Source organism: Mesorhizobium sp. WSM4850 (genome assembly GCF_055811735.1).
Genome location: NZ_JBVVPV010000112.1, coordinates 1 through 3,541, shown reverse-complemented (window position 1 = coordinate 3,541; position 3,541 = coordinate 1). Strand labels below are relative to the sequence as shown.

Here is a 3,541-nt window from a genome sequence, read left to right as displayed (position 1 = left end):
CGAGGGGGATGTTGAATCAGCACAAAACGCAGCCGTCACATCACAATCGATTCATCGATCACAGGACGTGCCTCTAGGGAATTATTCGGGCCGGTCTGGCCGTCACGATGTTAGATAATCCAGCGATGGCGGTCGAGCTCGCAAACAGAACCGAGCAATGCTGGCTGCGGGCGTGTTCACGACTGATCTCGATCTGGCACTGTGGGACGAGGCGATCGCCTCGATGGACTTGGCCAAATCTATGTCAATGGGTGGGTTGTCAGCCGCGTGGAACTCCGTTCGGCGGGGTAAGGCAGTCCAGCTACGACAGGGACAGGAAGGCCCTTGATGACGAACGCTTTCTACCCGTCAGAAAACCGCGATTGCCTTCCGTTTAGCGCTCCCCTCCCAACCAGGAAATCCTGCGGAAGCTGAAACCATACGGGTCCGCCTATGAGTTCAAATCGCACGGTCAGGTGAATTCGAACGAGTTCCGACCGATCTCGGTCGTGTTGTCGAACAGGCGGAACAAATTGTGAAAATTAAATACCACAAATATCAAAGTTCCGTGAATTAGGCGTAATAATAAACAACGTATTCTTAACTTATTCTGTATTGTCGACGACAACAATCCGATGGATATTCGCATGTATCAAAAAGATACGTGTGTCCAATATCTCCATGGTGTTACTTGTTGAAGGGAAGCTATGTGCATACCTCAAAAGATGATAGAGGCCGCCGTTGCAGTGGGCCGGAAAGGTCCAGCAAACCGGCGTTTACCGCCATATCAAAAGCTGTCGGCCTTGATGGGCCGCTCTCCAAACACTCCAGAGCTGACCGTCACTTTACGGTCTACGGCGGCCTATTCACACTCGTGCATCTCAGCCCGGATTGGGTGCGCGAACTGGCTCGCGTCACGCGTCCGAAGGGAAATTGTCATCGTAAGCTCCTAGGAGCTCTGTGGAGTGCACACCCTGTGATGACGCGTCGGCAACATGCGAGCGTCCCGGTGTCAGCACACAGTGTAAACGACGGCAGATACATCGCGGAGAAGAATGCGGGCTACCAGGTTTTCCAGGAGTCCCATAAGGCCAAAGCACCAACGGAGGAGCGACTATGACCACGCTACCGCAAATCTCACTGGCGAAATTGTCAGCCGATGCAACGCGACGCGAAGAGCAACAGCGCTTACGCATGGCCTGCGAGGAGTACGGGTTCTTCTATCTTATCGAGCACGGAATCCCGAAGGAACAGATCGCAGAAGCGATCGACGCTTCTCGGCGTTTCTTCGCGTTGCCACAGGCTACAAAGGAACGCTACGGTCACGCCTCTCAAGACGTGTACCCCACTACCGCCCGTGGATACAGTCCGTTGCACGGCGAAATGCTACATCCCGAGGCCGGCCCGGATCCAAAGGAAATGTTCGACCTCGGAATCGAGAATGAAAGCGACCGGCGTCCGTTTGCCGGACGCACACGCCTCCCGGATGATGCGTCGGCTCCTGGTTTCGCTCGAAGCCTGCTTACGTTGCAGGCTACCGTGCTTAACGGCACTGTGCCGCAGCTCGGGATGGCGCTGGCCGACCTGCTCGATATGGAAAAGGGCTGGTTCCGACGCCATTTTAGCCCGCCGACGGTACTGCAACGCGTGATCCGATATCCGTCTACTGGCGGCGCGGCCGCTAAGCATACCGACAATGGCTTTTTCACGCTGCTGCTGCAGGAGGAACTTCCCACGCGCTCTCTGCAGGTGTGGTTCGGCGGGCGTTGGATACCGGCGCCGAGCCTCCCTGACAGTCTCGTGGTCAATCTGGGCGACATGCTTCAGGCCTTGAGCGACGACCGGTTCAAGAGTACGCCGCATCAGGTCGTGCACAGTGGTCCGGCCGAACGAATTTCCCTTCCCTTCTTTATCTATCCCGACATCGACGCCCGCCTGACTTCGCGGCAAGGCAAGCACACCTTCAGTGTCGCGGAAATGATGCTCCGCAACTACGAGTCAATATGGGAAAAGGGGAATGGCGCCGGACGCGCCCGAGAGTTGCAGTAAGTGTTCGGCTTTATGAAGCGTGAGCAAACTGCGGCGACGACGTAGCACACCTCGACGTGGTGCCCTGGAAGAACTCTCCCAGAAGCAATTCGTCCCGCCGTCGCGTATAGCGCGGCGGTCTACAAGGCTCTTGTAATGAGGCACGCTGACTGGGCGTTGTTTGAATTGTGCCACACGAGATCCACGCGGTTTCAATGCAAGCTCCAGCGTTACGGCTTTCTATTGCGCCGCTGCGCTAAGGCGATTTCGGAAAGGGCAAGCGGAGCGACTAGTGCCGGATGGAACGATGGTCAGCGTTATTGAAGTATTTCTCTGGTCTTCGGTGTGTGTGTCGAACAAGTATTCATATCTCCAGAGAGCGCGCCGAAATTAAATATAGTGCATTCGTCTGTGGTCAATCTCAAGTTTGGAATGCCAGTTCCAAGCATGGCAACATCGCTACTAAAAGTGGTATTCTCGATAAGGCTTCTGATATCGTTGTGTTTCGGCGGAAGAGTTTTTGTGGGGAGTAATCTGATCCTGAGAATTGTCAATGAAAGGAGAATTTCATGTGCGTGAGCCGTGATATCAATAGTACATTGCAAGCAACCATGAATTGGATCAGCGATCTGATGTGGAGACTTCGCTGGCAGGATCGCGAGCGGGTCTACCAAGCTCTGATTGCGACGCTGCACGCCCTGCGCGACTACCTGGATCGCGACGAGGCTGTTTACATGGGGGCACAGTTACCAGCTTTACTTCGCGGCTTTTACTATGAGGGTTGGAATCCCAGCCGCCGCCCCAAAGGCAGAAACCGGAACTCGTTTCTCGACCGGATCCGCGACGGCGTCCACCATGACCCGGCGGTGGATCCCGAAGAGGTTGCCCGCTCGGTCCTAGCTCAATTTGTGGACCGCTTACCTGCAGTAGAGGTCGAAGATGCCAAGGCCGCCATTCCAAGTGTGCTGCATGACCTTTGGCCAGTCTGAGACGTCTGCCCCATGAGCATCCAGCCAACGCTTGGGAGGGTTCTCGACCGGGAAACCAATTTGGCTGTGCTTCCTGACAAGTCCGCAACTAAGCAACCTAGGCAATCGGGGCAACGCATTGAGACCTGGTGTCGGCAAATCTCTGATATCTTTGATGGGTTTCCCCCGTCCCGCATTGGCTGCTGTAGCAGCAGTCATTCCCGGGCTCTAGAAGTTGTAGCCCTTGGCTGTAGCATGTCCGACCGATTGATCACCGTAGGGCAAGGCTAAATCGTCGGCCTATATGCACCCACAGCGAGAAAACGCCCATTCCCTGGGTTCATAGGCCCGCATGACAAGGGAACCGCTGCATCATGATTCATGTGAATGCACGGACATGAACGTCGTCTCACAATGTGTTTCGATGGGGTCAGTGGCGAAACAGGAACGGAGAAGGTGCCAGATGGACACGTGGAAACACGACGAGACCAGGAATAGTCCCTTGAGACGTGCAATCCTGAGGGGAATGGCTGCACTTGGCATAGCGGCGATGGCAACCGCCTCGG

2 protein-coding genes are annotated in these 3,541 nt (G+C 55.3%); both read left to right on the top strand.

Going from position 1 to position 3,541, the window contains the following annotated elements; translation table 11 throughout:
• Positions 1 to 1,095 precede the first annotated feature (1,095 nt).
• Positions 1,096 to 2,028 carry an isopenicillin N synthase family dioxygenase gene (locus AC0L2Z_RS35000; RefSeq protein WP_473630591.1) on the top strand — a complete coding sequence of 311 codons (933 nt, stop codon included), beginning with the start codon at positions 1,096 to 1,098 and terminating at the stop codon, positions 2,026 to 2,028.
• 548 nt (positions 2,029 to 2,576) lie between these two features.
• Positions 2,577 to 2,996, top strand: coding sequence for a DUF2267 domain-containing protein (locus AC0L2Z_RS34995; RefSeq protein ID WP_473630590.1), 420 nt, complete (start codon positions 2,577 to 2,579; stop codon positions 2,994 to 2,996).
• Positions 2,997 to 3,541: the final 545 nt, after the last annotated feature.

What these genes read in the sequence shown, in the direction of transcription:
- AC0L2Z_RS35000 (WP_473630591.1), top strand. Translation starts at nt 1,096, where the DNA reads ATGACCACGCTACCGCAAATCTCACTGGCGAAATTGTCAGCCGATGCA.
- AC0L2Z_RS34995 (WP_473630590.1), top strand. Translation starts at nt 2,577, where the DNA reads ATGTGCGTGAGCCGTGATATCAATAGTACATTGCAAGCAACCATGAAT.